Source organism: Listeria sp. MAN/IMW/UF555 (genome assembly GCF_058684075.1).
In genome coordinates this window covers 53,713-78,281 of the sequence record NZ_JBZWZS010000004.1, presented here as the reverse complement: position 1 = coordinate 78,281, position 24,569 = coordinate 53,713, and the positions used below count along the sequence as shown (strand labels likewise).

General features: G+C 37.5%; 21 protein-coding genes and 1 other RNA gene. 16 read left to right on the top strand and 6 right to left on the bottom strand.

What is annotated here, in order from left to right:
* Positions 1-9 precede the first annotated feature (9 nt).
* Genes AC4PG8_RS12540 through smpB form a run of 3 tightly spaced genes read left to right on the top strand, consistent with a single transcriptional unit; the run spans position 10 to position 3,651 of the window.
* Positions 10-756, top strand: coding sequence for an alpha/beta hydrolase (locus AC4PG8_RS12540; protein WP_003769179.1), 747 nt, complete (start codon positions 10-12; stop codon positions 754-756).
* A 33-nt stretch (positions 757-789) separates the two neighbouring features.
* Positions 790-3,171 carry a ribonuclease R gene (gene rnr, locus AC4PG8_RS12535; protein WP_492170417.1) on the top strand — a complete coding sequence of 794 codons (2,382 nt, stop codon included), beginning with the start codon at positions 790-792 and terminating at the stop codon, positions 3,169-3,171.
* 15 nt (positions 3,172-3,186) lie between these two features.
* On the top strand, positions 3,187-3,651 hold the full coding sequence (smpB, locus tag AC4PG8_RS12530) for an SsrA-binding protein SmpB (protein WP_003723350.1): 465 nt from the start codon (positions 3,187-3,189) through the stop codon (positions 3,649-3,651).
* Between the two features lie 55 nt (positions 3,652-3,706).
* Here smpB and AC4PG8_RS12525 read toward each other — a convergent pair whose 3' ends face one another.
* On the bottom strand, positions 3,707-4,615 hold the full coding sequence (locus AC4PG8_RS12525) for a helix-turn-helix domain-containing protein (protein WP_185513214.1): 909 nt from the start codon (positions 4,613-4,615) through the stop codon (positions 3,707-3,709).
* A 382-nt stretch (positions 4,616-4,997) separates the two neighbouring features.
* On the opposite strand from AC4PG8_RS12525, the gene AC4PG8_RS12520 reads away from it, so the two are divergent.
* The 7 genes from AC4PG8_RS12520 to AC4PG8_RS12490 all read left to right on the top strand — a co-directional run bounded on the left by AC4PG8_RS12520 (position 4,998) and on the right by AC4PG8_RS12490 (position 15,957).
* Positions 4,998-8,273, top strand: a complete 3,276-nt coding sequence (locus AC4PG8_RS12520) for a TIM-barrel domain-containing protein (RefSeq protein WP_185539365.1) — start codon at positions 4,998-5,000, stop codon at positions 8,271-8,273.
* Between the two features lie 55 nt (positions 8,274-8,328).
* The gene (locus AC4PG8_RS12515) at positions 8,329-12,261 is read left to right on the top strand and encodes a TIM-barrel domain-containing protein (RefSeq protein ID WP_492170416.1); all 3,933 of its coding nucleotides are present in this window, start codon (positions 8,329-8,331) and stop codon (positions 12,259-12,261) included.
* Positions 12,262-12,313: 52 nt separating this feature from the next.
* Positions 12,314-13,366, top strand: coding sequence for an internalin N-terminal domain-containing protein (locus AC4PG8_RS12510; RefSeq protein ID WP_185541172.1), 1,053 nt, complete (start codon positions 12,314-12,316; stop codon positions 13,364-13,366).
* Between the two features lie 115 nt (positions 13,367-13,481).
* Positions 13,482-13,851, top strand: a transfer-messenger RNA (tmRNA) gene (gene ssrA, locus AC4PG8_RS12505).
* Between the two features lie 161 nt (positions 13,852-14,012).
* Positions 14,013-14,582, top strand: a complete 570-nt coding sequence (locus tag AC4PG8_RS12500; RefSeq protein ID WP_185505533.1) for a YdcF family protein — start codon at positions 14,013-14,015, stop codon at positions 14,580-14,582.
* A 40-nt stretch (positions 14,583-14,622) separates the two neighbouring features.
* A complete protein-coding gene (locus tag AC4PG8_RS12495) occupies positions 14,623-15,519 on the top strand; it encodes a helix-turn-helix transcriptional regulator (RefSeq protein WP_185541175.1) in 897 nt (298 codons plus the stop codon).
* 54 nt (positions 15,520-15,573) lie between these two features.
* Positions 15,574-15,957 carry a GyrI-like domain-containing protein gene (locus AC4PG8_RS12490; protein ID WP_492170415.1) on the top strand — a complete coding sequence of 128 codons (384 nt, stop codon included), beginning with the start codon at positions 15,574-15,576 and terminating at the stop codon, positions 15,955-15,957.
* A gap of 32 nt (positions 15,958-15,989) precedes the next feature.
* Here the strand turns inward: AC4PG8_RS12490 and AC4PG8_RS12485 are convergent, their stop codons facing one another.
* Positions 15,990-16,331 (bottom strand): YxeA family protein, encoded by a 342-nt coding sequence (locus AC4PG8_RS12485; RefSeq protein ID WP_010991240.1) that lies wholly within the window; start codon positions 16,329-16,331, stop codon positions 15,990-15,992.
* Between the two features lie 122 nt (positions 16,332-16,453).
* Between AC4PG8_RS12485 and AC4PG8_RS12480 the strand changes: the two genes are divergently transcribed.
* Entirely contained in the window at positions 16,454-16,966 is a 513-nt protein-coding gene (locus AC4PG8_RS12480; RefSeq protein WP_185482635.1) for a ClbS/DfsB family four-helix bundle protein, read from the top strand.
* Positions 16,967-16,984: 18 nt separating this feature from the next.
* Here AC4PG8_RS12480 and AC4PG8_RS12475 read toward each other — a convergent pair whose 3' ends face one another.
* Complete coding sequence (locus tag AC4PG8_RS12475) at positions 16,985-17,395, bottom strand: VOC family protein (RefSeq protein WP_185511548.1); 411 nt, start codon at positions 17,393-17,395, stop codon at positions 16,985-16,987.
* Positions 17,396-17,663: 268 nt separating this feature from the next.
* Between AC4PG8_RS12475 and licT the strand changes: the two genes are divergently transcribed.
* Positions 17,664-18,521, top strand: coding sequence for a BglG family transcription antiterminator LicT (licT, locus tag AC4PG8_RS12470; protein WP_003763832.1), 858 nt, complete (start codon positions 17,664-17,666; stop codon positions 18,519-18,521).
* 59 nt (positions 18,522-18,580) lie between these two features.
* On the opposite strand, the gene AC4PG8_RS12465 is transcribed toward licT, so the two are convergent.
* Positions 18,581-18,889, bottom strand: a complete 309-nt coding sequence (locus AC4PG8_RS12465) for an SdpI family protein (RefSeq protein ID WP_492170414.1) — start codon at positions 18,887-18,889, stop codon at positions 18,581-18,583.
* A 125-nt stretch (positions 18,890-19,014) separates the two neighbouring features.
* Between AC4PG8_RS12465 and gad the strand changes: the two genes are divergently transcribed.
* Positions 19,015-20,418: a glutamate decarboxylase gene (gene gad, locus AC4PG8_RS12460; protein ID WP_070752494.1), complete on the top strand. Its 1,404-nt coding sequence runs from the start codon at positions 19,015-19,017 to the stop codon at positions 20,416-20,418.
* Positions 20,419-20,456: 38 nt separating this feature from the next.
* Here the strand turns inward: gad and AC4PG8_RS12455 are convergent, their stop codons facing one another.
* Together AC4PG8_RS12455 and AC4PG8_RS12450 are read right to left on the bottom strand one after the other, a co-directional pair.
* The gene (locus tag AC4PG8_RS12455) at positions 20,457-21,215 is read right to left on the bottom strand and encodes an alpha/beta hydrolase (RefSeq protein ID WP_010991236.1); all 759 of its coding nucleotides are present in this window, start codon (positions 21,213-21,215) and stop codon (positions 20,457-20,459) included.
* A gap of 132 nt (positions 21,216-21,347) precedes the next feature.
* On the bottom strand, positions 21,348-21,512 hold the full coding sequence (locus AC4PG8_RS12450; protein WP_003763827.1) for a hypothetical protein: 165 nt from the start codon (positions 21,510-21,512) through the stop codon (positions 21,348-21,350).
* Between the two features lie 155 nt (positions 21,513-21,667).
* Here AC4PG8_RS12450 and AC4PG8_RS12445 point away from each other — a divergent pair, with 155 nt between their 5' ends.
* The 3 genes from AC4PG8_RS12445 to AC4PG8_RS12435 are packed head-to-tail and all read left to right on the top strand — an operon-like array spanning position 21,668 to position 24,437.
* Positions 21,668-22,639: an ABC transporter substrate-binding protein gene (locus AC4PG8_RS12445; protein WP_185505538.1), complete on the top strand. Its 972-nt coding sequence runs from the start codon at positions 21,668-21,670 to the stop codon at positions 22,637-22,639.
* Complete coding sequence (locus tag AC4PG8_RS12440; protein WP_194317652.1) at positions 22,639-23,649, top strand: FecCD family ABC transporter permease; 1,011 nt, start codon at positions 22,639-22,641, stop codon at positions 23,647-23,649. The genes AC4PG8_RS12445 and AC4PG8_RS12440 overlap by 1 nt, the downstream gene beginning before the upstream one ends.
* Positions 23,646-24,437: an ABC transporter ATP-binding protein gene (locus AC4PG8_RS12435; RefSeq protein WP_003768223.1), complete on the top strand. Its 792-nt coding sequence runs from the start codon at positions 23,646-23,648 to the stop codon at positions 24,435-24,437. Before AC4PG8_RS12440 ends, AC4PG8_RS12435 begins: the two co-directional genes overlap by 4 nt.
* Positions 24,438-24,569: the final 132 nt, after the last annotated feature.

Here is a 24,569-nt window from a genome sequence, read left to right as displayed (position 1 = left end):
ATATTTACTATGAAAATAACACCACCACAACCATTTTTATTCGAAAAAGGCAAAAGAGCAGTGTTACTCTTACACGGTTTCACAGGTAGCTCAGCGGATGTAAGAATATTAGGTAGGTTTTTACAAGAAAACAATTACACTTGCTATGCGCCTCAATACAGAGGCCACGGCGTATCACCAGACCTACTACTAAAAACAGGACCAAACGACTGGTGGGAAGATGTTCTTAAAGCCTATGATCACCTAAAATCACTCGGTTACACGGAAATTGCTGTAGCGGGACTTTCGCTCGGTGGACTTTTTTCACTAAAATTAGGTTTTTCTAGGCCGTTAAAGGGAATTATAGCCATGAGTACTCCAACAAGAATGGACAGCTCATCACCAATAATTCAAGGCTTTTTAGATTATGTGCGTAATTATAAAAAATTAGAAGGTAAAACGCCTGAACAAATCGATGCAGAAATGGTCGCCTATAAAGACGCGCCAATGAATACTATCGCTAAACTAAAAGATGAAATTAATGGCGTTGTGTCTGAAATAGATATGATTTATGCACCAATCATGGTCGTTCAAGGTGAAAAAGACGATATGGTTGATGTGAGCGGGGCACAGCTGATTTATGATACAGTAGAATCAACAAAGAAAGAGTTACACTGGTTTAAAGAATCTGGTCATGTCATCACATTAGACAAAGAAAGAAAAGACGTAAACCAAGCAATTTTAACATTTTTAGATAGCTTAGATTGGCAAGAATAAACAATTTTTAAAACAGAGAGAGGAGGGACAGAAGTGGAACAAAAACAAATGGAAGAAAAAATTATGAATCTATTAACTTCAGCGCCTGATAAAACGTTTGCGCTAGAAGATTTAGAAATAGAAATAGCTTTAAACAATGCGGATGACTTTAAATTAATGGTGAAAGCTTTAGTAAAACTGGAAGATTCCGGAACTATTGTCCGCTCAAGGAAGAATCGGTATGCATTACCAGAAAAAATGGACTTAGTAAAAGGAACATTTCGCGCACATGAACGAGGTTTTGGCTTTGTTCTCCCAGAAGAGAAAGAAATGGACGATATTTTTATCCCGCCAAATGAAGTTAAAGATGCAATGAACGGTGATTTAGTTTTTGCGACGATAACGAAACGTAAAGGCGATAATTTGGCAGAAGGTACGATTAAGAAAATTGTCGAACGGAAGACAACACAAATCGTCGGAACTTATATGGAAGACTTAGCTGGTACTCCAATTGTGATGCCAGATGATAAACGACTTTTCGGTGAAGTAGAAATTGATTTAGAGGATGGCTTAAAACCGGTAGATGGTCATAAAGTTATCGTGGAATTAACTGAATATGCAACTGGACATGCTAGGGCTCGAGGTGTTGTTAAGTCAATTATCGGCCACCGTAATGATCCGGGAGTAGATATTTTATCGATTATTCATAAACATGGAATTTCGATTGCTTTTCCGGAAGAAGTTATGGAGCAAGTAAGTAAAGCACCTGATATGGTCGATGATTCAGATATTGGCAATCGTCGTGATCTTCGTGACCAAATGATAATTACAATTGACGGGGCAGACGCCAAAGACTTGGATGATGCAGTTACTGTCAAACAATTACCAAATGGCAACTGGAAGCTAGGCGTTCATATTGCAGACGTAACGCATTATGTGACAGAAGGCTCGCCACTTGATAAAGAAGCACAAGACCGCGGAACAAGTGTTTATTTGGTCGACCGAGTAATTCCAATGTTGCCACATAAACTTTCGAATGGCATTTGCTCACTTAACCCACAAGTAGACCGTTTTACAATGAGTTGTGAAATGGAAATTGATCAAGAGGGCCACGTAGTTAATCATGAAATTTTTGAAAGTATTATTAAAACAACGGAACGAATGACTTATACAGACGTTAATGATATTTTAGTTGAAAAAGACGAAGCATTGCGTGAAAAATATGCGCCAATCGTTCCAATGCTTGAAGTGATGCAACATTTGGCTGAAATCCTTCGCCGTAAACGTGAAAAACGTGGCGCGATTGATTTTGATTTCAAAGAAGCACGTGTAGTCGTTGATGAAGAAGGTCATCCAGAAGCAGTCGTTATGCGCGAACGTTCAGCGGGAGAGCATTTGATTGAAGAATTTATGCTTGCTGCCAATGAAACAGTTGCAGAACATTTCCACTGGATGGATGTACCATTTATTTATCGTATTCATGAAGATCCAAAAGAAGATAAATTAGCACGTTTCTTTGAATTTATTACTAATTTTGGCTTGATTGTCAAAGGAACTGCCAATGATATTCACCCAGCAGCCCTACAACAAGTACTAGAAGAAGTAAAAGGTAAACCGGAAGAGATGGTTGTTTCGACTGTAATGCTACGTTCGATGCAACAAGCGAAGTATGATACAGTAAGCGCTGGACACTTTGGTTTGTCTACTGATTTTTATACACATTTCACATCGCCAATTCGTCGTTACCCGGATTTGATCGTTCATAGGCTTATTAGAGAGTATTTAATAAACGGGGATGTTCGTCCGGAAACTTTAGAAAAACGCGCTGAGGAGCTTCCTGAGATTGCTGAACATAGCTCGAAAATGGAGCGACGTGCAGTAGAAGCTGAACGTGAAACTGACGAACTGAAAAAAACAGAATTCATGGTTGATAAAGTGGGCGAACGTTTCATCGGAATCATTAGTTCGGTAACCAATTTTGGTTTATTTATCGAACTTCCAACCACGATTGAAGGTTTAGTTCATGTGAGCGCAATGAAAGGCGATTACTTCAAATTCCATCAAAATCAATTAGCGATGATTGGCGAAAGAACAGGCCAAATTTATCGTATTGGTGATGAAGTGGAAGTCGAAGTAACCAAAGTCGACGTAGATGCTCGTGAAATCGATTTTGCTCTTCGTAGTGAAGGCAAACCAGGTCCAGTGAGCGATAAACAAAAACGTCAACGTGAAAAACCGATTGATAAAACAAGAAACTTTAAGAGTAACCAAAAAAAAGGTCGTAACAAACGTAGAACTGGTAAATCAGAAGACGTGAAACCAAAATCAGAACGTAAAGAAGACGAATGGTATACAAAACCTAAAAAGAAAAAGAAGAAAAAACCTTTTTATCAAGGTGTAGCAAAAGAAAGCCCGAAGAAGAAAAAACGTCGCTAGAAAGGATGGGGAGTTATGCCAAAAGGTGATGGTAAACTAGTCGCGCAAAATAAAAAAGCGCGCCACGATTACGCAATTGAAGAAACTTTTGAGGCTGGCATTGTCCTGCAAGGTACTGAAATCAAATCCGTCAGAAACGCACGGGTAAACTTAAAAGATTCCTATGCACGTATCGACAAAGGGGAAATTTTCTTACACAATATGCACATTAGTCCATATGAACAAGGGAACCGCTACAATCATGATCCACTAAGAACGCGCAAGTTGCTTTTACATAAGAAGCAAATCAGCCGTTTAATTGGAGAAACGAAAGAGTCCGGTTATTCGATTGTTCCACTAAAAATGTATATTAAAGATGGCTACGCAAAAGTACTCATCGGTGTAGCTCGAGGTAAAAAGAAATACGATAAACGCCAAGACTTAAAACAAAAAGAAGCAAAACGTGATATTGAACGTGCCTTTAAAGAGCGCCAACAATAAAAGCCTGAATCTAGTCATTCAACAACCGTTGAAAAAGCTAGATTTAGGCTTTTTTTTATATGTCTATTTTTGTAAATTCATTCAAAGAGAGGCTATGCATCTCATCATGAAGAAAATAATCGATTTCATTTTTAATCCCGCTTAAAATACGTTCTTCTTCAAGTACTTTAGCCACTCTGAGCGCTCGTTGCATAAAGTGTTTACCTTTTTGTTTTTGACCTAGCTTATACAGCACAATTCCTTTTTTCGCAACAGCCATGCAAAATTGTAAGTAATAATGGTTATGCTTTGCGATTTTAATAGATAATTCAATGTAGTGCAAAGCTAGTTCATATTTTTCGTCCAAAATTAAATAAGTAGCACGATTAACATGAAGCGAAATCTCAATCGAAAGTGTTGGATATAAGTAACGATATTTTTTAAGTTGAGAGATAAGACGATTTACAATATGTTGAGCGGTTTCATTTTCAAAAATAAAGAAAATGTTTCTTAATATTAATATGTCATTCCAAAATAATTCATCTGCTTCCGAAAGCCTGTCCCAAATGTAGGTTACTTTCTTTCGAGCAAGTTCAAAATTATGTTCTTTTTCAGCTAGTAAAATGCCTTCAAGTGAGGCTTTAATGTCAGAGATAAAAATATCGTTGTGGGTTTCTAAGTAGTCGTCGCATTGGGAAATAACATTAAGTATCATATCTGTTTCTGAGGAGGTAATAATCTTGGAGTATAGATAAAGTATATTTTCTTTTGGAGAAGGTGTAAAGTCTCGTTTTATAAATTCAAATTCTTCTAATGTCATATTGAAATTAAGTAAGATTTGAATAAAACGGTCCATACTAGGCATGATTTTATTATTTTCGATTTTTTGATAGTTAGAACGACTGAGAGCATTCGTACAGGCCTCTTGTTGTGTTAAGTTTTTACTTTTCCGAATAAATTTTAATGTATCACCAATATTTTGCATAAAACTCAGCTCCATTTGTTCAAATTTGATGCTTTTTAATTTTATGTAAGATTTGTGAGTTAGTATTTCAGTATAGATGAAAAAGGAGGGAGAAGACATGTTAACTTTGTTAAAAAGTATTAACTGGTTGTTTTAAAGTTTTTTAAGCAAGGTCTTCTGATGAACGCAATTATTGTTTTTCCATGAAGAATGGTCTGGCATAGTTGCGTTTTTTTGTAGGATTATTAGTAATTTGAACTTTTTTAGTGTATCTGTGAAAGAATTATAACATTATGTGATTATTTCTACAATCATAGATATGCAAAAATTAATAATTTTGCGAAATAATACATCAAAAGTAATATGTTTTTAGTAAAAATATACATTAAGGGAGGAAAGAGAGATGAAGCAAAAGGGAAGAAAATCTAGTTTAATTTTCATTTTGACCATACTAATATTTAGTTGTTTAAGTGGATTTGGGACAAACGTTTTCGCGATGGATGGGGAATATCACTCGCCATATGGGGATGATGATCTATATACTGTCCAACCAACAGAACGTTCTCCTAGAGATCCAAAAGCTGGTGAAGACGTGACATTAAATATTACTACCTGGCCAATTGAAGATGGACAAAGTGTTTGGGTAGAATGGACTAAAAACGGGGTAGCACAAGAAAATGTTACAGCAGCTTATGATTATAATAGCGGGAACAATACTTACTGGAAAGCAGATTTAGGAAAATTTGAAAAAGGCGATGAAATTACTTATACAACAAAAGGTTCTACTGACGGAGGAACTGAATATGAAAGTGGTCCGTTTACATTTTACGTGACGGACTGGGAGTATGTGCAAGATGTCAGCAGCGTCGTAGATAATGGAGATTCTATTACATTAAATATGACAGCTACTGCAGGTGAATTCACTCCAAAATTATATCTTTCGTTTGAGGATTTAGATACACTTCGTATGGAACTATCACCAACCGGTAAAGAAACTGGACATGCTGGAAAAACTGGTTACACAGTAGATGATGGTGCAGATAAAGTAACAGTTACAACTGACGATTTGCGAGTAGAAATCCAAAAGTCTCCTTACCGCATGGAAGTGTACCAAGCAGATGGAACTTTACTTACAAGTGAATATACAACTGCCAACAGCTTAGGTTGGTTGACAGATGGCAAAAATGTTATCAATCAGTATCAAAATAATTTTATGACGCCAAGTGATGAGGCGTTCTATGGTTTTGGTGAACGTTACGATACTATTAATCAACGAGGCAAAGATGTTGAAACCTATGTTTATAATGAGTATCAAGACCAAGCACAAACTGAACGAACTTATTTAGCAGTACCGTTCTTTGTAAGTGCAAATAAATATGGTATGTTTGTGAATTCTGATTTTCATTCACAATTCCAAATGGCTTCAAAAGTAGAAGACAAATATAGCTTTATTTTAGATAATGATGGCGATATGACGAATATGCTTGATTATTATGTCATCAGCGGAAAAGATCAAAATGATATTGTAAATAACTACACAGATATTACTGGAAAAACTACATTATTACCAAAATGGGCATTCGGACTTTGGATGTCAGCAAATGAATGGGATAGAGAATCTGATGTAAGTACAGCACTTTCTAATGCAAAAGAAAATGAAATTCCAGCAACGGGATTTGTATTAGAACAATGGAGTGATGAAGAAACTTACTACATTTGGAACGACGCGACATATACTGCGAAGAAAAATGGCGAACCTTTTGCCTATGATGATTTTACATTTAACGGGAAATGGACAAATCCAAAAGCAATGGTAGACAGCGTACATGATGCAGGAATGAACATTGTATTATGGCAAGTTCCTGTATTAAAAGATGATAATACAGTGTATGAACAAAGAGATAATGATGAAGACTACATGATAAGTCAAGGGTACAGTGCGGACGATGGAACAGGGGCACCTTACCGAGTTCCAGCATCTCAGTGGTTTGGTAACGGGATTTTACTAGATTTTACAAATAAAGATGCGGTAAATTGGTGGACATCTCAACGTGAATATTTACTAACAGATGTCGGAATTGATGGATTCAAGACAGATGGTGGAGAAATGGTTTGGGGCCGTGATACAACTTTTTCTAACGGGGAAAAAGGGCAAGAAATGAGAAACCGTTATCCAACAGATTATGTTTCCAGCTATTTCGATTTTGCAAAAAGTATAAATCCAGAGGCAGTTTCATTTAGCCGTTCTGGAACTTCAGGGGCACAAAAATCGGGCATTTACTGGTCTGGAGATCAAACATCCACATTTGATTCTTTCCAAGCATCCGTAAAAGCAGGTCTTAGTGCTTCAACATCAGGCGTTTCTTACTGGGCATGGGATATGGCAGGATTCACAGGAAATTATCCAACAGCAGAACTTTATAAACGCGCAACAGCAATGGCGGCTTTTGCACCGATTATGCAGTTCCACTCGGAAAAATCAGATCCATCGCCAAGTGAAGAACGCTCACCGTGGAATGCAGTAGCTAGAACTGGCGACGAAACGATTTTACCAACATTCCAAAAATATTTATATACACGTATGAATTTACTTCCTTATATTTATACAGCGGCAAAAGATACTGCTGATAATGGGAAATCTATGATGCGTCAAATGGCTATGGATTATCCAGAAGATATTAATACGCGTAATTTAGATGAACAATATATGTTTGGCGATGATTTACTTGTAGCACCAATTGTACAAGAAGGCCAAACAGAAAAAGAAGTTTATTTACCAGAAGGCGAATGGATAGATATTTGGAACGGCGGTATCCATCCAGGTGGCGAAACAATTTCTTACTATGCAGATGTTGATACGCTACCTGTATTTGCAAAAGCTGGAGCGATTATTCCAATGAATATGACAGATGGTTACCAACTAGGACAAAATGTAGGTAACGATTTAAAAGCATATGATAACTTAACGTTCCGAGTTTACCCATCAGGAAACAGCGAGTACAGTTTCTATGATGATGTAAATGGTGGCGAGATGCGTGACATTAGCGTTTCTGAAGACTTTGCAAATGAAAAAGTTACGGTCAATCTTCCGGCAATGGCAGATGAAACTACGATGCAAGTTTTCAGTACAGAGCCAACAAGTGTAACAGTTGCAGGAACTGAGGTAGCTAAAGCAGACACACTAGATGCCTTTAATGAAGCAACGAGCGCTTATTACTATGACACTGTACAAAACTTAACTTACATTAAAACTGCGGCAACAGATACTACTCAGGCTATCGTTTTAAATGGTGTAAATCATGCACCTTATGAAGCGGAATTCGGGCATTTAACAAATGTATCAACTGCAAGTGATCATGCTGGCTACACTGGAACTGGTTTTGTAGCTGGATTTGATGAAGAAAAAGAAGCAGTTGAGTTTGATATTGATGCAGTTGATGGCGCATCCGATTATACGATGGAAGTGCGTTATAGCGCGGGTGTGGAAGATGCTACAAGAACGGTTTATGTAAATGGCAACAAACAACAAATTGCTTTACCGAAAACGACTGACTGGGATACTTGGGACGTAGTGGAAGTGCCAGTAACCTTGCAAGATGGTATTAACCAAGTCGTCTTTGATTTTGAAGCAGGGGATACAGCGGGAATTAACTTTGATCATGTTGTAATTAAAAAATAAACACATTGCCACCCTTTTCGAGTGAAGAGGGTGGTGCTTTGAAAGGAGCGAGATGATGAAAAAAGGGATGAAGCAAGTTTGTGTCAGTATGGCTGTTGTGCCGCTTGTTTGGTTGAATTTAGGGATAACACAACCATTAGAAGTGGAAGTTAACGCAGAAGAAACAGAGAAAAAAGAAGTGAAACAACAAGCGAATGGAGAAACTGCAAAACAGCTTAGTAAAGAAGAATATGCGAAGCTAAGTGCAGAAGAAGGACTTGGAAATGTTTTAGAGGCAACTGTAACAGACAATGTTATCACGCTAAAAATCGATAACGGGGATGAAGCAGAAGATGACTACTTAGAAATTTCACCACTTGCCAATAATCTGCTTAAAGTTAATTTACGACCGCGAAATATCGAAAATAGTGAGTCGACACCGATGATTGATCCTAATGCAACTTTTACAGCAATTGGGGCTAAGATTGATTTAGAATCCGATCCTATGGTTATTTCAACGGATGAATGCACACTTGAAATTTCTAAAGAACCAGCACGAATGACTTTTAAAGATAAAGAGGGAAAAACTTTATTATCTGAGTCGGCTGATGGTGGGATTTTCGATGGTGGTGTGAGATTTAAACGCGGTGCAGCTGACCATGTTTATGGGGCTTATGGTATTAGTTTTAGTGACGGAGACCTTGGGATGGAGCGAGATAATACAGCTGCAAATAGCGGAAAGACAGCTCAAGCAGGTCAACAAGGTAATGCTGGTGGCCCGTTTATGTGGTCTACTGCAGGTTATGGTCTTTTAGTAGATAGTGACGGGGGTTATCCTTATTCTGTTTCAGACGAAGAAAAGCTGGAATTCTATTACGGGGATACCGTTGTTGAAGGCCGTCGTTACGAAAAAGAAAATGTAGAAATGTACTTGATGTCAGGGGAACCTGAAGAAATCATGTCCTCTTACGCTGATGTAACTGGTCATACTCCTATGATGCCAAAATGGTCTCTTGGTTTCTCCAATTTCGAATGGGGTACAAATGAAGATGAATTCCGTAAAAATATTGATACGTATCGTGCTAAGGGAATTCCGATTGATTCTTTTGCTTTTGACTACGATTGGAAGTTTTATGGAGATCCTGTTTATGGAGGGGATTATGGCGAATTTGCTTGGAATACAACTAATTTCCCATCCGCAAAAGACACTACTTTAAAAAATGATATGGATGCACTAGGTGTAAAAATGATTGGTATTACTAAACCTCGTGTGGTAACTAATCTACAAGATGGAACGGAAACGCAACAAGGTAAAGATGCTGAGGCAAATGGCTACTGGTATCCAGGCCAAGAAGCATATGAAGATTACGCGTTCCCAGTTACTGTTAGAAGTATCGATCCGTATAATCCGGATGAACGTAATTGGTGGTGGTCTCATTCTGAAGATGCGCTGGATAAAGGTATCGTCGGTTGGTGGAATGATGAAACTGACAAAGTATCCTCCAATGGAGCGGATTATTGGTTTGGGAATTTCACAACAGGTTTTACATCTCAAGCAATGTATGAAGGTCAACGTGATTACACAAATGAACGTGTTTGGCAGACTGGAAGAACATATTATCCAGGAGCTCAGCGCTATTCAACATCCATTTGGTCAGGCGATATCGGCGTCCAGTGGAAAAAAGGCGAAGTAATTGACTGGGCAAACGGAATGCAAGAACAACCAAGTACGATGTTGTCTACTATCAATTTAGGACAAACGAAATGGGGCATGGACACAGGTGGTTTTAATGCCAATTCTGGACAAGTATTAAACCCAGATCCAGAACTTTATAGTCGTTGGATGGAGTTTAGCTCTCTTGTGCCAGTATTTAGAACACATGGTAATGATAATCAACAACGCCAACCTTGGTATTATGGCGGGACTGCAGAAGAAGTGGCGAAAAGCACTATGACTTGGCGTTATTCAATGATTCCATACATGTATGCCTATGAAAGACAAGCTTATGAATCTGGAGTAGGACTTGTTCAACCACTTACTTTTGATAATCCAACAGATGAAAATGTAGTTAACCTAACAAATGAATGGATGTTTGGTGATGCTATCCTTGCAGCTCCTATTTTAGAAGAGGGTGCTGGTTCGCGTGAAATCTATTTACCAGCGGGGACTTGGGTAGACTATAATCGTGGTGATGTCTACGAAGGGAACCAAACTATCAATTATGAAGTAAATGACGATGACTGGACGGATGTTCCGATGTTTGTTAAACAAGGCGCAATTATACCGATGCAACAGCCGCAAAACTATATTGGTGAATCCGCAGTTAAAACAGTTTATTTAGACACATTTGCTTCTGAAAAAGATAGTTCATTTACCCATTATGATGACGATGGAAAATCTTTTGATTATGAAAAAGAAGTTTATTTGAAACAAAAAATGACAACATCGAAAACAGCAGATACTACTACTTTCACAGTTGGCGCGAAAGAAGGAAGTTACAAAGCTGACACAGAAAATTACATTGTAAAACTACACGGAAATGCTGCTGAAAGTGTCCAAGTTAATGGCACTGATAGCAAATTATACGATGATTTATCTGCACTCGAAAATGCAGATGGAAGTGGTTATGCTGTTTCTAGCGATATTTATGGTGCAGTAACTTATGTGAAAGTACCAGCTCAAGGAGACACAGATACAGTCATCACAGCAACCGGTTCTAAAAGCGTGGAACAAACTGGAACATATGAAATGGAAAAAGGTTCTAGTTTTGCAAATACAGTTGCCGAGAAACCTGTAACTGAACAAACCTATGTAGATGGATATGACTCAGATGGTTCTGGAACAACAATTTACGCAAATGTAAAAGATGCTGGCGATTATAATGTTGATTTAACATACAAAAATGCTTCCGAAGATAATCAATCATTAAGTATTTTTGTAAATGGTGAATATGTAAAACAAACAACTTTAAAACCAGCAGCGGACTGGACTGTTCAAGCGGAAAACTTACCACTTGCAGCAGGGAAAAATAGTATCTCTTATAAAGTGGTTACAGACACAGGCGACAAAGCAGATCAAGTCGCATTAGACAAAGTAAATATCGGTTTCACTCCAACTGTAGCAAAAGTAGAAGCGGAAGAAGCAGCTCTATCTGGAACTTTAAAAGTGGCAAATGATCATTGGTTCTATAGTGGAGAAGGCTTTGTTGGTGGCTTTGGAGCAGCAGGAGATGAAATCAAGTTTGAAGTGGATGTGCCAGCGGACGGGGAATATGTGCTAAATACCCGAACTGCAAATGGAAGTGGGATGCCGCAAACGCTTGATTTGTATACAAATGGTACTTATAATTCTCGCGTAACTTTCCCATCAGAAGGGGAAAACTGGAATATTTGGACTGATACAGAAAAAGCTGTGAATTTAAAAGCGGGTACAAATAAAATCACTTTCTTAATGGACGGTGAAACTACAGGAAATATCAATATTGATAGAATCCTTGTCTCAGCAGATCCGATTAACAGTCCCGTTCAATCAGAAGTAAATCTACTTGATAACGGCGGTTTTGAACGTGACCCTGCTGCAACTACTAATTGGGTAGAGTCTCATCCAGACGGTCAGGATAAGGCATATGGCGTTGATAGTGGTTCAGGTGTCAATCCTCCAGAATCACCAGCTTTTGGAAGTCAGAGCGCTTATTTCTACCTACCAGGAGCTTACCAGCAAACTCTAGCGCAACAAATCGCAGTTCCAACTAATAATGCGAATTACGATGTGGAAGCGTGGGTTAAAGTAAGTAAAGATGATACTGCAAAAGCACAAATGACAGTTAATAACTACGATAGCAGTGAAGGTCAGACTATTGATTTAGTAGCTGATAATGTTTGGCATTATGTTTCAATTAAGGATGTCAAAGTAACAACAGGAAATATTAATACAAGTTTTGTGATGGATTCTAAAGGCGGAACAAGTATTCATATTGATAATGTTAGAGTTATGCCATCTGCCAAATAATTAGATAGAGCGGGGTGATTTATCCCGCTCTTTTCTTTAAGGAGGAGAAAAGATGAAAAGACTATTTATAGTATTTAGTTTGATTATTATTGGAGTTGTCAGCTTGAATGCAATGGATGCAAATGCTAGTGTGACAGAGGTATATCCATTGCCAGCCAGAATAATTGATGTTTTTCCAGATGAAAACTTAGCGGAAGATATGGTGGAAAACTTGCACAAAAGTGATGTTACAGACGTCATTACGCAAGATGATATAAATGCAGCGACATCATTAGGATTGGGCTATTATAAAAATTACTTAACAGATGAAATTTTAGAAATGCTAGGAAATGCTTATTTTAGCAATGTAAATAATATTATGATTTATCCTACCCAAACAAAGTTCACTAAATTTCCGGATTTACCGACTTTACCCCTATTAGATACTTTAAGAGCAGAAGTAAGTATAACAAGTGAAATACCACCTGAAAATATTACCGTACCAGATTATCAAAATTATCCAGAATTAAAGTATCTTAATTTTGGTAGTAGAACTATTGTGGGGGGCTTGCCTGACTTTTCTAATATTCCTAAACTAGAAACGTTGTTGCTAAATGAATGTGGCCTTGCTTCAGAAGATGTACCTGATTTTACAAACTTGAAAAATTTACAGGAAGTAAACTTTGAGTCGAATCAATTCACAACAGAAATGACAGATTTCACTCATTTGGATAGTTTGGTAAGTATGGATTTGAGCTATAATTATTTAAACATACTACCACCTACTATTGTTGATAAAATAACTGTACTCGGCCAAATTGGAACTTTACCAGATCAAACGGTTGCTTATGGGGAAGATGCATATATTACACTACCAATTTATACACAACTGTATGATTTAAAGGATATTAATGGTGTTCAAGAAGTGTGGATTCGAAATTCAGATGATGATAAAGTGTTTGATTCATTTAAAGTAAATTATGATGAGGACAAGGCGCAAATTATTGTTCCTACAAGTAATCTTGATAAAGGCGAGTACACGATTGGTATTGATTTTAATGGAATAGAGCCCTATATTGAAGAAGGCGAAGTTATGAAATACTCACTGAAATTAACTATCAATTAATTGAAAACTTGTGGCATGCTAAATAATAGTTGTACATTTGGCTGTGTCACAAGTTTTTTCTGTTTGTAAAGGCTCGTTTTTTCCTGTATAATATTTAATGTTAGACTTTAACTCTGGGGATGTTACGGATTCGACAGGGATAGTTCGAGCTTGAGTTGCGAGTCGGGGGGATCGTCCTCGTTATCAACGTCAAAGCCAATAATAACTGGCAAAGAAAAACAAAACCTAGCTTTCGCTGCCTAATAAGCAGTAGCATAGCTGATCCTCCGTGCATCGCCCATGTGCTACGGTAAGGGTCTCACTCTAAGTGGGCTACACTAGTTAATCTCCGTCTGAGGTTAAATAGAAGAGCTTAATCAGACTAGCTGAATGGAAGCCTGTTACCGGGCCGATGTTTATGCGAAATGCTAATACGGTGACTACGCTCGTAGATATTTAAGTGCCGATATTTCTGGACGTGGGTTCGACTCCCACCATCTCCATATTTTGAAACGCGTAAAGAAAGTCCTATGTTCTTTAATGGTGTTATTAAGCCATTTAAGAACATAGGACCTTTTTTTATTTTCCATTAACTTGAGTATTTCTTTCTCTTTTATTAAGAATCATTTGCTAAACTAAAAAAAGAAGTAAGGAGAGGAGAAATAAGATGCTACGCTTTAAGAAATTTTTCGTTATTTTAATTGTAATTGGATTTATATATGTCTTGATTGTAGCGGCATTTATGTTTAGCGGGACGAGGGCCAAACCTGATGAAAACGTAAATACGGTACTTATTTTAGGTGCGAAAATAAATGGAGATCCGGCTACCCCGTCGTTAGTTTTAGAGGAAAGATTGGATGCGGCAGTGGCTTATTTGAATGAATATCCAAAGGCAAAGGCAATTGTTAGTGGTGGGCAAGGTGCTGATGAAAGCACGACGGAAGCTGCGGTTATGGAAGAATATTTGGTTAATGAAGGAATTGCGAGAAATCGGATTAAAAAGGAAACTAAATCCAAAAGAACGGAAGAAAATATTAAATATAGCAATGAAAAATTTGATTTAGGAAAAACAGTGATTGTGACAAGTGACTATCATATGTATAGGGCGCTAATGCTAGCAAAACGTCAGGGGATAAATGCAACCGGTCTTCCAGCAAAATCTCGGACGCCTGCTAAGTACAAAGGAATGATGCGCGAAGTTTTATCCATTACATATGCATGGGTTTTTGACCGATAATACATGCTATAATAAGGCTAAAAGAGCTGGAGGTTTTGGGATGAAACTAGAGCGGATTTTAGCAATACTAGTAATGATTTTGGAGCGAAAAGTACTGGCAAGTGAGCTGGCTGAAAAATTCGAGGTAAGTACACGAACGATTTATCGCGATATGGATACGCTCCTTTATGCGGGATTTCCAGTCGTTGCCTTACCGGGGAAAAATGGCGGATTTACGATGCTTGATACATATAAATTAGCAACGTTTACTTTTTCGGAGGAAGAGAAGCGGATTTTGCTTGAAGCTTTAGAGGCACGTTCGGAATTTATGTTGAATGATAGCCAAGAAACTTTACGAGAAAAAATCACTTTATTACAAACAGAAAAACCAACTAGCAATTATATTTTCTTTGATTCAGCGACACAACATCGCAAACAAATTGAGGCTGAAGTAAAACGAAAAATCGCCTATATTCAAAAAGCTTTTACGATGAAAAAACAGTTAGATATAACATATATTGCGATGGACGGAACAGAAACCAAACGCGAAATTTCACCTCAAAAATTAAACTTAATGGATGGCAGTTGGTATTTAGAAGCATACTGTCACAAAAGAGCAGCCATTCGCCACTTTAAATTAACAAGAATAACGTCTTTGAAAGAAACGAGTAAAACTAGTATGAAAATAGAAGAAGACCAAAAACAAACTGAAGTAACAGAAAAAATTGTGTTAGAGTTTCCGAAAAATCAGCTTGGAAAATTACTGGATTACTTTTTGTTGGAAGAAATGCAAATTGAGTTAGATTTGGTTCGTGTAACGTTTCAATATGATCCTGAGCGGAATATCATCCCATTTTTATTGATGTTTGGAAGTGCGGTGAAGATTTTAGAACCGGCTTCACTACAAAATGAATATAAGTCCGAAGTGGAAAAACTTTATTTTAATTTGAATTGTTGACAGATAGTTGTCAAGTTTTGATCGCTATAATGATGTTAGAGGAGGCGACAAATAATGAATTTACAAGAAAATAAAGTGATAAATGGAAAGCAAATACGCGCAAATAATAGTGGTTTTAGTCCGATTGCAGAACTTTGGGGTGAAGTCATGGTTGAAAAGCCAGCCGGAGATATTTTTGCGGTGTATAGTAATTATGCGAGTGATTTTACAGGTGAATATGATTTATTAGTAGGAACTAGTGACTGGGATGAAGAAAAAAGTACAGTAATTGAAGCTGGAGAATATCTCGTATTTACTGTAGACAATACGAGTCATAAAGGCGTGGCGGAAGTTTGGCAAGAAATCTGGGCGAGGGATAGTGAATTGCAGCGCGCTTATAAAACAGATTTTGAATGGTATCATACGAATGGAAAAATAGAAGTTTATATTTCTATTTAAAAAAATCCCCTCACAAGGAGGAGATTCTGTCATTATTTAAGTTTTTCAGCTGCTTTAGCTGGGACTTCTTTTTCAGGCACTTCTTCAAATGAAGTTACGCCTTTGTCTTCTTTAATATAAAGTTTTAAATAAGCACCTTTACGTAATTCTTTATCTGCAGAAAAAGTAACTTCTGTCTCTTTACCATTTTCGTCGTATGCAGGAAGAGTATAATTATTGTTGAAGCTTATTTCATTACTTTTTGTGGGATCTTTTGTAATTTTAACATAGGAAGCATCTGCACCTATTTTGTTGGCGTTTTTAAAGTAATATACGCCACCGATAATTCCACCAAGTAATAGTACGCTTATAATAAGTATAACGATTTTTTTCAAGTCAATCATCCTTTGCTGAGTTATTACACTTATTGTATAAGAAAAGAGCGGGACAAACCCTCGCAAAAGGCAACGAAATGGATTTTTAAACTTACATATTTGTTAGAAAGGGGTAATATTTCATGGCGAGACCAAAAAATAAAGAAGAATTGCTTCAACAAAGTGCGGAAAGTTATCAAAAGCTATTGAATTTAATTGACTCTATTCCAAAAGAAAAACAGAACCTTGCGTTTCCGTTTGAGGATAGGGATAAGAATATTCGTGACGTTGTGGTGCATTTGCATGAATGGCACAATATGGCGCTTGATTGGTATCAGGTTGGGATGAGGGGCGATAAACCTTTTATGCCGGCGGAAGGTTATACTTGGAGGACTACGCCAGAACTGAATTTGGTCATTTGGCAGAAGTACCAGGATACGGATTTAGAGACGGCGATGGATTTACTAAATAAAACGCATCATGCGGAAATGGAAATTATCGCGGAACACTCGAATGAAGAACTGTTCACAAAAAAATATTATAAGTGGACGAATACAACGTCGCTAGGTGCTATTTTTATTTCAAGCACAACGAGCCACTATGAATGGGCTATGAAGAAAATACGGAAATTTAAAAAAGCCGCTGGAATCAAATGAATTCCAGCAGCTCTTTTTTTATTTTAAAGCGGATTCGTCTAAATAAGCAATTTCCCATAGATGGTTGTCTAAATCAAGAAAACTTCTGCTATACATGAAATCGAAGTCTTGTGTTTCGCCTGCTGGTTTAGCGCCAATTTCAAAAGCACGATCAACTAGTTTGTCAACGGCTTGGCGGCTATCTTGGGTGATGGTGATGAGGACTTCGCGTGCTTTTGTTGTGTCAGCGATGCCTTCTTTATGGAAAGTCTGGAAGAAATCTTCTTTCAAGAGCATGGCGAAAATATTTTCTCCGATGAGCATTTGGGTAGCATTTTCGTCTGTGAATTGAGGATTAAATTCGTAGCCAAGTTCTGTGAAAAAAGCGACGGTTGCTTGTAAATCTTTTACAGGCAAATTAATAAAAATTTGTTCCGAGCGTGTTGCCATAATTTATCACCTCCAGCCAAAAATAGCATGCAGAAAACTTCCTGTCAATGAATAAGTTATGTTAAAGTAGGGAAGATATAAAGTAATCCAAAATTGAATATCAAAAATACCCCTTGTAATCGGTTTCTTTTTGTACTATAATGTTAGAGAAAAGAATAGGATTGTTACTGCTGAGGCAGGCAAAACCTAGATTAATTCAAGTGCTATTTTGATATTAATAGCGTTGGAATTAGTTTGGGTTTTTTTCTTTTGAAAGAGGTGAAAATGCATGATTATCAAAAAAATACTGAATAACAATGTCGTAATCGCCGAGGGTAAAAGTGGCAAGGAGTCTGTAGTGATGGGCCGTGGTCTTGCTTTTCAAAAGAAACTTGGAGATGAGGTGGAGGTATCCAAGATTGAAAAAACATTTGTAATGGAAACACACGAACTTTCAGAAAAGCTTTCAGAATTACTTAGTGAGATTCCGCTGAAACATTTACGTATCGCGGATGATGTTGTCCAGTACGCGCAAGAAACACTTGAAACAGACTTAAGCGATAATATCTATTTAACTCTCACAGATCATATTAATTTTGCAGTATCACGGTATAATCAAGGTATTAACTTGAAAAATGCACTATTGTGGGAAATAAAACGATTTTATCACGCAGAGTATTTAGTTGGAATGAAGGCCCTTGATTTTATTGAGAAAGAAGTAGGAATTAGGTTAGACGAAGATGAAGCAGGTTTTATTGCTCTCCACATTGTAAATGCGAGACAAGACGGACAACAAATGCACATGACAGTAGCAATGACCCAAATTGTTCAAGATATTTTAAGCATTGTCACGTATCATTATGGTATGGTTTTAGATGAAACTTCACTGAACTATACACGTTTTATTACTCATTTACAGTATTTCGCACAACGTTTACTTCGAAAAGAAATTGTCGATTCCGGCGATGACTTTTTATATGAACAAGTGCAAATTAAGTATCCAGAAGCTTTTAATTGTACGAAAAAAATTGATGCATATCTGATTAATACGCATCATACGGAATTAACAAGAGACGAACGTGTCTACCTCGCAATTCATATTTACCGCGTTACTGAAAGAAACACAATAGCAAAAGAAGAAGAATAATTTTTTTGGACTTATATGTAATGGATTACAGAAAAGTGCCGCTTATCGCGGTGCTTTTTTTATTGTAATTTTTTCTCTACTAATATGACCGAAAATAACACTGCGAAAACACTAGTAGTTAATAAAATGGAGCTGCGAATCATGGCATACATTGGGATAAATGCAAGTATCAGTGAAAAAACTAGAATACACACGCCAATGATTATCCAGTAAACTCCAAGCAATCGATGAGCCTTTTTCCAGTTGGCGTCGTTTTTTAAAGAAGCATTCGTCCGGTAACTAAAGCGGCCATTTTTATTTTTGGGCGGATTAACTCTGTAAATAATACCAATAATAATTAATAAAAGCGGGAAAATTAAATCAAACATAGCAAACCTCCTTTTACGTACCACCGTAGTATAACAAATTCTTGTGAAAAATTGAACGGTTTGCCTATTTGCTTTAATGGGTATTGATGAAAGAGATGATCAGTTATTTTAAAGGAGGAAAAAAGATGCTTTATAGTGAAAACGACAAGCGAAAACATGAAAGTTATCGAATCCCGCTCTTTGGATCTGAAGAAGAAAGTACTAGCATCCCGAAATACGTATTAAAAAAGGAACCAATGGAACCGCGCATTGCTTATCAATTAGTGAAAGATCAACTGATGGATGAAGGAAATGCGAGACAGAACTTGGCGACTTTTTGTCAGACATATATGGAAAAAGAAGCCGAAATATTGATGGCAGAAACACTGGAAAAAAATGCTATCGACAAATCTGAGTATCCACAAACAGCAGAACTAGAAAATCGCTGCGTTAATATTTTAGCGGATTTATGGAATGCTCCAAAAGAAATGTCTTATCTAGGCACTTCCACTGTTGGTTCTTCGGAAGCCTGTATGCTCGGCGGATTAGCAATGAAATTTCGCTGGCGTAATAATGCTGAAAAACGTGGTCTAGATATTCAAGCGAAACGGCCAAATTTAATTATTTCATCAGGCTACCAAGTATGTTGGGAAAAATTTTGTGTGTACTGGGATGTTGATATGCGTGTCGTTCCAATGGATAAAGAGCATCTAAGCCTTGATGTTGAGAAGGTATTTGAGTTAGTGGATGAGTATACGATTGGTATCGTTGGGATTTTAGGTATTACTTACACAGGAAAATTCGATGATATTGCTTTATTAGATGAAAAAGTAGAAGCTTATAATGAAGCACACGAGCATCAATTAGTGATTCATATTGACGGGGCAAGTGGCGCAATGTTTACTCCATTTGTAAATCCAGAATTACCGTGGGATTTCAGGCTTAAAAATGTGGTTTCAATCAATACTTCTGGTCATAAATATGGCTTAGTTTATCCGGGTGTTGGTTGGATTTTATGGAAAGATAAAGAATATTTACCAAAAGAGCTTATTTTTGAAGTGAGTTATTTAGGTGGTTCAATGCCAACCATGGCGATTAATTTTTCGCGTAGTGCTAGTCAAATTATTGGTCAATATTATAATTTCTTGCGTTATGGTTTTGAAGGCTACCGAGAAATTCACGAAAAAACAAAGAAAACAGCACTATATCTCTCAAAAACGGTAGAAAAAAGTGGCTACTTTGAAATTATTAATGATGGCTCTAATTTGCCGATTGTCTGTTATAAGTTGAAAGATGATATTGATGTTGAGTGGACGCTCTATGATCTCGCTGACCAGCTCCTTATGAAAGGCTGGCAAGTTCCGGCTTATCCGCTGCCGGCTGATTTAAGTGATACGATTATTCAGCGGTTTGTTTGCCGGGCGGACTTAGGTTATAATGTGGCGGAAGAATTTGCAGCTGATTTCGCGGATGCACTCCATAATTTAGAACATGCTAGAGTGCTTTATCATGATAAGGAACGAAACGATTCATACGGATTTACGCATTAAAAAAGAAGACTTGGATGCGAGTCCAAGTCTTCTTTTTATTAAAGTGGAAGCCAGTCGATAATTTCTTTTAAGCTTTTATCCCAAAAATCCCAATCATGGTCACCAGGACCTTCGCGGTATTCTAGGGGAGCGTTTTTGGCAAGTGCAAAATCACGGAAACGAAGATTATCTTCATAAAGAAAATCTTCTGTACCACAATTTTGGAAAAGAGCTGGTAACTCCACGTTGTTCGTTAGATTAGTTTCTAATAAATGAAATAAGTCATTTTCCGTACCAGTTTGGCTAGTCATTTCTCCTGTGATGGCACGTGTACTGAAATTTTCGAAGCAATCTTCTTTAATGATATAATTAATATCCATGACACCAGACATACTTGCAGCGGCTTGGAATTTTTCTGGGAAAGTAAGTGCAACTTTGAACGCACCGTAACCACCCATTGAATGCCCAGCTATGAAAGTATCTTCTTTTTTATCCGAAAGTGGAAACCAGTTTTTCATCACGTGAGGAAGTTCAGTACTGACAAATTGGAAAAAATCGCGACCGTGAACCATATTAGAATAGAAACTATGGTCTGCTGCGGGCATGATGACAGCGAGTCCTTTTTCGGTAGCGTAACGTTCAATATTTGTATTGCGCACATAAGTAGTGTGGTTGTTAGACAAGCCGTGCAGAATATATAATGTTTTATATTTAGGAATTGAACCATGGTAAAGTGTTTCTGTTTCGGGTAAAATCACCGTTACACTTGTTTGCATGGCTAAACATTCTGATTTGAAATTTAGTTCTAAAATAGCCAATGTAAGGGCCTCCTGACCTATCTTTTTTTCTAGTATACATGATTTTTTAGTGAAATAAAATAAATATAACTTATCTTATGAGTTAACTCGGAATTAAAGTGTGAAGAAAGAACCTGCGCGAACAGGTCCTCGTTATTTTTTTATACTAGGTTTCTTTTTATCCACGATGTTCAAAATTTCTTCAAGCTTGCGATTCTTTTCTAGAATGGCTGCTTCTTTGAATTGTTCTGTTGTGACTGGGGGCATCGGTTCTTTGCAATTTTCATGCGCTAGATTAGGAAAAAGATTATCAGTCATTTTTGATCGCCTCCTTGATTTAATTATAAAGTATTAACGTGAAAATATCGACTAATTGGATATAGATGAAAATAATTCTCAATTAGGGGTCCGACTTTTTGAATATCGTGGTATAATTTAGTAAAATGAAAAGGACAGTATTGTGGAGGGGAATTATGAAGAAAATAACTATATTGACGTTAAGTATAACAGCCGCACTACTCCTTGCTTCGTGTGGAAATGATACTGCAACTGATACGAATAACGAAACAGTAAAAACAGAAAATAAATCGCAAGCAGCCTTAACGGTAACGGATATGGCTGGTCGTGATGTTTCTTTTGATAAAAAACCGGAACGAATCATCGCACTTACAAATGCAGATATGAATATTATTTATGCGCTTGGTGGGACAGTCGTTGGTCGTCAAACAACGGATGCGAGTGGTGTTCCAGATGGCGCAAAAAAAGCGACAGAAGTGGGCAATACGCATGATTTAAACTTAGAGAAAATTGCTTCTCTTGGGGCTGATGCTATTGTAGCAAGTTCAGAACAAAACTTAAAAGACGTGCCTGCAATGGAAGGCGTAGGACCGAAAGTTGTGCTAACTGGAGCGAATTCAATCGATGAAATAAAAAAACAGACAGCCGTTCTTGGCAAGCTTTTAGGTAAAGAAACAAAAGCAGAAGAACTAGAGGCAAATATTGATAAAAAAGTAGCAGAAGTGAAGCAAAAACAGCAAGGTAAAAAAGTACGCGCTTTACTAGTACTTGGGGCTCCAGGAAGTAACTACGCAGCGTTACCATCCTCATTAAGCGGAAACGTTTTAGAAATCGCTGGTGGAGAAAACGTGGCGAAAGATTTTAAAGGTGTGGAAAACTTTCCGCAATATGCTTCGATGAACGTTGAAAAAATTGTTGCAGCTGATCCAGAAGTGATTTTCTTAATGATTCACGGCGGAGATGAAACAGAAACAGAAACAGCCTTTAAAAAAGAAATGAAACAAAATGAAGCTTGGAATTCAACAAGCGCCGTTAAAAATGATCATATTGTCGTACTTCCAGCAGAACTTTTCGGAACAAATCCCGGAATGAAAATTGATCAAGCATTGGATTATATGACAGATGAAATAAATAAGGTGGCTAACTAATGACAACTGTGAAGGCGCATGATCCGCGGCGAAAACGTAGACGGATAACTTTTATTGTAGTAATCGTTTTACTTATTTTAGCTTTTTTCTATGGGCTGACTACTGGGTCCGTGAAAGTTACATATAGTGACGCTTGGCAAACTTTGACTGGCGGCGGGAGTGACCTTGCGAATCAATTGATATGGAATTTGCGTTTGCCACGACTATTGATTGCATTCTTAGTAGGTGCTGCACTTGCAATAGCAGGTTGCTTGCTCCAAGGCGTAATGCGAAATCCATTAGCTGACCCAGGTGTAATCGGGGTTTCAGCGGGCGGCGGATTTATAGCAATTTTAATGACGTTAGCATTTCCTGCTTTGGCTTCTTTTGTTCCAATTGGCGCATTTTTAGGAGCTTTTGGTACGGCAATTTTAATTTATCTATTAGCGTGGGATCGTGGCGTTTCTCCATTACGTGTCATTTTATCTGGTGTTGCTATTAATGCTTTTATTGGCGCAATGACTTCTGGAGTTATGGTGCTTTATAGTAATCGGGTTCAAAGTGTTATTTCTTGGATGACAGGAACGCTTTCTGGGAAAAGTTGGTACCACTTGGATATGATTTGGCCGTATATGTTGGTTGGTTTTGTGTTAAGTGGTTTTGCTATTCGCTCTTCCAATGTGTTGCTACTTGGGGATGATGCAGCAAAATTACTCGGTTTTTCCGTCGAACGACATCGTTTTTTCATTATCATGTTAGCGGCATTTTTAAGTGGGGTTGCAGTGAGTGTTGCTGGATTAATTGGCTTTGTTGGGCTGGTTGTGCCACATATTTTCCGCTTGATTATCGGCAATGACTACAAATATTTACTGCCATTATCTGCCTTAGGTGGCGCACTATTAGTTGGTTTTGCTGATACAGCGGCTAGAAGTTGGTTTGGGTCGATTGAGCTTCCAGTTGGGATTTTGCTTGCGATGATTGGCGCACCATTCTTCTTATTCCTACTTCAAAGAGGGAGGGTTGCTTCATGAAACCTGCATTAGAACTAAAAAATATTTCTTTCTCACGTAAAAGAGATTTTGAAATGAAAGACGTGAGTGCACGCATTCCAGAAGGCAAAATCACGACACTTATCGGCCCAAATGGTTCAGGTAAATCAACTATGCTTCGTTTGATGATGCGCCTTTTGACACCTGATAGTGGAGAAGTTTTGCTTGATGAAAAAAATATTACGGATATTCCTTCTAAAGATTTAGCGAAGAAAATGACGATGTTATCTCAAGCGCCTGAAGGTTTAGTCGATGTGATGGTGCATGACTTGGTGGCTTATGGACGTTTGCCTCACAGAAGTTGGCTTTCTACTTTACAAGAAGATGATGAGGCGGTTATTCAGTGGGCAATTAAAGTGTGTAACTTAGAAAATCTGGCGTATCGACCACTTCACTCGTTATCAGGCGGTGAACGTCAACGCGCATGGCTTGCAATGGCTCTTGCGCAAAAAACACCTATTTTACTACTTGATGAACCAACGACATATCTAGATATTGCCCATCAACTTGAGCTTTTAGATTTGTTAGTTCATTTAAATAAAGAATATAATTTAACGATTGTGTTAGTGTTACATGATTTAAATCAAGCTGCAATCTACAGTGATTATGTTTTTGTTTGCGAAAATGGTCGATTAGTCAAAAATGGTACGCCTCAAGAAGTTTTTACAACGGAGCTTTTGCGAAATGTCTTTCATATTACAGCAGATATTACTGAAAAAGATGGAAAACAGCACATTCATCCGCTTGCTTCGACTAGATTTGAATATTAAAGAAAACAGAAAGAAGATTAGAATTTGGTGAAAAAGCTTCCTATCCAAGGTAAACTTTATTATAATAGATGAAGGCTGTTGCTCTTTTTAAGAATAGCAGCTTTTTTACATTTAAATCTAAACATAAAGGAC